4 protein-coding genes are annotated in these 4080 nt (G+C 40.3%); 1 reads left to right on the top strand and 3 read right to left on the bottom strand.

The genetic code is table 11. The features are described 5' to 3' along the window. Positions 1-388 precede the first annotated feature (388 nt). Both L2744_RS21180 and L2744_RS21175 read right to left on the bottom strand, forming a co-directional pair. Complete coding sequence (locus L2744_RS21180; RefSeq protein WP_248993733.1) at positions 389-574, bottom strand: hypothetical protein; 186 nt, start codon at positions 572-574, stop codon at positions 389-391. 106 nt (positions 575-680) lie between these two features. After that, on the bottom strand, positions 681-1310 hold the full coding sequence (locus tag L2744_RS21175) for a hypothetical protein (protein WP_248993732.1): 630 nt from the start codon (positions 1308-1310) through the stop codon (positions 681-683). Positions 1311-1641: 331 nt separating this feature from the next. On the opposite strand from L2744_RS21175, the gene L2744_RS21170 reads away from it, so the two are divergent. Then, the gene (locus L2744_RS21170) at positions 1642-2685 is read left to right on the top strand and encodes a transposase (protein ID WP_248993731.1); all 1044 of its coding nucleotides are present in this window, start codon (positions 1642-1644) and stop codon (positions 2683-2685) included. Positions 2686-3049: 364 nt separating this feature from the next. On the opposite strand, the gene L2744_RS21165 is transcribed toward L2744_RS21170, so the two are convergent. Then, positions 3050-3397, bottom strand: a complete 348-nt coding sequence (locus L2744_RS21165) for a BON domain-containing protein (protein ID WP_248993730.1) — start codon at positions 3395-3397, stop codon at positions 3050-3052. Between the last annotated feature and the right edge of the window lie 683 nt (positions 3398-4080).

Raw genomic sequence — 4080 nt, 5'->3', positions numbered from 1 at the left:
ATCCAAAATTGGAATTTGACGCTATCACAGCTCTCAATCCATTTTGAGGGGCGCTTAGAAAACCATATCGATCTGTGAAATTAACCTGACACAGAATTATGAACAGCCTCTTTATGCGGCCTAACGGCCGAGGTGAATCAAAGTCGTGGGTCTTCAACCCACACCCGACCAAAAGGGGGATCAACAGCAATTCCCTCTTGGATCTCCCTTGGCGCCCCTAGCGAAGTTACATGCATTAGAGACTAGCCTTGATCTTATGGATAAATTGCTATCGCTTCCGAAGGCTCCACTTTCACATCCATGTAAAGCCCTCCAATTCGGCAGTCCCTGCCTCTCGCTCATAAGCGCGAAAATCACCGATTTTCATTCGCCCCTGTATCTGCGAAAGCTAGCTCGGCATCTGATAGGCAGGATGCCTGAATGTCGTGAAGTGCATGGATGCACAAGAACGACCATGACCGGACTCACGCAATTTATTCAAACGCCCCGCGACAACTCCGAGGGGATGGTGAACTCCTGTCGCTACTGTGCAAGCGATTAATCCCCAAAAATCTGTGCCTGTCCGATCTTTCATGGGTATAGTTCGCCAATCAGTTACTCAAAGATGGCTATGCAATGGCCGATTTATGAGGGGATCCCTCAGAGTCCAGCGGCCACTAGCCATAATTAAAAGACGCTTTTTAGCGCGCTTGAATCTTATGTATTTTAGTCAGCTTTTTAGGTTGCCTTTCAACAACCCTGCGTGCAGCATTAACATCTCTTGAGCCTTTTAAAGTAAGCCAAGAGATAAAGAAGCAGTAAATAATCACAATCCCAAAATTAATTAAAATTTCATTCTCGCTACCAAGCGTGAATCCAACTAATAGAAGCACAATAGACACTACTCCACATAAAGATGAGAGTATAAAAAAAGCGCCATTAAACCATGTTATCGCGTTGAACCAATAGTTTTTCCGATAGTTAACTTTATTATCTTCATAATTTAAATATGAGTACCCCCAAATATAGTCTTTTATAGCTGTTGAAGGTGATTCGAAACTGAGTAGGTATTTAATCTCTTTGTAACTAAAGGAACGCTTATAAAGCTGAGCAAAATACTTTTCAAGCTTATACTTTGCAGCAGAACTATTTTCGTCAACAATGCTTAATGAAAAACCTTCAATGTTTTTCACCTCAATTGTGTGGGATATTGTTGATATATCTTTTAGCAGTTTAATAAGATAAGGCAAAGCAATTATTACTGACATAACAATTAGCCACGGTTCATTTAGCGAAATTAATGATTTAACAAATTCTGGAGCATCTTTCATACATTTTCCTTGGGTTATTATGATTCTTAAAATTTATTAGCAAACACGTAGATTTAATTTGTTAAAAACAATAAAAACTCTGCCGCAAAAACACAACAATATAAGCTAACAATAAACATTGAAACATATCAAAAAACTTTGTAAATCGGATTTTTATTATTTTTTTAAATTTATGTAGATTATGCGTTTATTATGTGATACACCATCAAAGAGGGTTAAATTAAATTAGTAACAAAATCTTAAAAAGCGGGGACAGCCATATCTTTTTGTATTTTCTTACTCTCTAAACTAAGCTTTAAATTATCCTGATTTTGTCTTAGTGGAGTTTGTGATGACTTCGGCCAGAAGACAGTTAATTGATGCCAATACGACGCCTTTCTACCATGTGATAAATCGCTGTGTGAGAAGGGCTTTTTTGTGTGGTGAGGATAAGCTCACTGGTCGTAGTTATGAGCATAGACGCTGCTGGATTGTAGATAAAATCAAAGCGTTATCGTCGATTTTTTGTATTGATATTTGCGCTTATGCTGTGATGAATAACCACTATCATTTAGTGCTTAAAATTGATGTCGATAAAGCGAAATCTTTAACGAAAAAAGACATTATCAGTCGCTGGTGCCAAATCACTAAAGGTCATGCAGTCGCGGCTAAGTATATGAATGGTGAAGCCTTAATCAATGGTGAAGTCATGTTACTTGATGGCTTACTTGCAGAGTGGCATGAACGATTAAGTAGTATTAGCTGGTTTATGCGCTGTTTAAATGAAGAAATTGCCCGTAAGGCGAATCGTGAGGATGAGTGTAAAGGTGCGTTTTGGGAGGGTCGTTTTAAGTCACAAGCGTTATTGGATGAGCAAGCATTACTGGCTTGTATGATGTATGTGGACTTAAACCCTATTCGAGCAGGAATTGCCAACTCCTTGCAATCCTCTGATTTTACATCGATTCAAGAAAGGATTAACTCACTTAATTTGTCCACTAGTGCGTTAACTATCCCGAATCAACAAGCTAAACCCTCCGGTAATCATCAAACAATGCACAAATCCCTTGCCAAATTTGAGGGTGCTACACACCTTAATGTACAAACGGGTATTCCGTTTCATTTTGCTGATTATCTTGAACTTATCGATTGGACAGGCCGAACCATTCGCCATGATAAGAAAGGTTATCTCGATAATCGGCGACCAAAACTGCTTAATGAGTTAGGGATAACCTCCGATGCTTGGTTGACTTCAGCTAAAGAGTTTCGCCGTCAATACAGTGGCATAAGCGGTCGTTGGGATGCCATGTGTGATTTTAAGAAGCAGCATCAAAGTGGAAAATGGTGTAAGGGTAAAGCTTACAGTGAGGCAATTCATCCAATAGCTAAGTTGTAAGCATGTAATGTCTATTAAAGGTGCTTAGTGTTCATACCAAAAATGATACACACATAATTTCTTTAAAATGAACCGCCAACTCCTAAGCTCCAGGAATACACCAATCCCCTACAAGTTACTGAAGGGCATTGAAGACAACTTATTAAAAAGATAGCTTGAATATCTTGAAGTGTACGGATGCACATGAGAGAGAGCGGCAAGATTCACACATTTTATAAATCAAGAGGGCCAACGCCCCGCAGCAACATCGGCGGGGATTGGTATTGCGTGGCATAAGTGGAGGATTTAGATCAGAAGATATCTGTCTATCTGGTTTGTCACCTTTCTATTCAGCGAGTCAAACCAGCGGTTTTACTGACATTGTTTACTTTACTTTCAGTTGATTGTTTACTGAATGCACACCAGAGGTTGCTGCAGTAACCAGTTTAGCCTGGTCTTTTTGAGCTTGGGTGTCTACCTTGCCGGAGAGCATTACATCGCCCTTGCGGGTTTCTATCTGAATATCGAAATCTTTTAACTGCGCATCGGCCATCAGTGCCGTATTAACCGCGCTGGTTATTTTTACATCATCACCAGTACCATCCTCGGTTGTCATGGTTAAATCCGGTGAATCACTTTGAGCATTAACATTTCCACGGTCACAACCGCTAAGCAACAGACTACCAGCCAGCACTATACCAGCAGTAACGAACGTAAGTTTTAGTGTTTGCATTATAAGCTCCTTCACACTGCAAAAAGTGCAGGGTAATAACCATAATGCAATAACGATAGCTTGGCCTCTGTGCGCTGACAGACATACTGAGTTATGGGGTGACATTGATAGGCGGCTGGCTCCCGTGTTCCCTCACACTAATGTACGTGTAGCTCCGCATTCGGTGGTTAACACTGTAATTACCAGAGCCGTTGCAGTAACAAACTTATCAAATTGATTTTTCTTACAGGCAATCTGACTATGCCGTTACATACAGTTAAATAATGAGTGATGGTTTATCCATAAGACAAGGCCAATGCATGTAACTTCGCTAGGATGAATACGGCGTAGCAGTGCGACGAACGACAGCCACGTATGGCGAACTGACAGTTAAATATTGACGTTATTCGGCGGGAGATCGTAGAGGGAATTGCTGGTGCCCTCTTGGCCGACTATTGACAAAACATCAGAAATGAATCTATATCACTTTGATTTACAAGGAATAAAATCCTAGAATCCACATAAAACCTAACCGAAATAACAAATTTAAAACCGCTCCATAAGGGATAACATTTCATCCACCTTGCTATTGTATCAGGGCGGGATTAAGCTTTGTTAAATCTCTTAACCAAAGAAAATCTCGCTCCTAAAATCACCATTCCATGCTGCCTTTCTTATTTTGGTTGGTTTACTGGCTTTTAGCG

The sequence above is a fragment of the Shewanella profunda genome, assembly GCF_023283765.1.
Lineage (GTDB): Bacteria > Pseudomonadota > Gammaproteobacteria > Enterobacterales > Shewanellaceae > Shewanella > Shewanella profunda.
The sequence above is the reverse complement of the archived record's forward strand: the minus strand, read 5'-3'. Positions and strand labels throughout refer to the sequence as shown.

Excerpts from the sequence above, each read along its gene's own strand:
- L2744_RS21170 (WP_248993731.1), top strand. The coding sequence starts at position 1,642 with ATGACTTCGGCCAGAAGACAGTTAATTGATGCCAATACGACGCCTTTC.
- L2744_RS21180 (WP_248993733.1), bottom strand. The coding sequence starts at position 574 with ATGAAAGATCGGACAGGCACAGATTTTTGGGGATTAATCGCTTGCACA.
- L2744_RS21175 (WP_248993732.1), bottom strand. The coding sequence starts at position 1,310 with ATGAAAGATGCTCCAGAATTTGTTAAATCATTAATTTCGCTAAATGAA.
- L2744_RS21165 (WP_248993730.1), bottom strand. The coding sequence starts at position 3,397 with ATGCAAACACTAAAACTTACGTTCGTTACTGCTGGTATAGTGCTGGCT.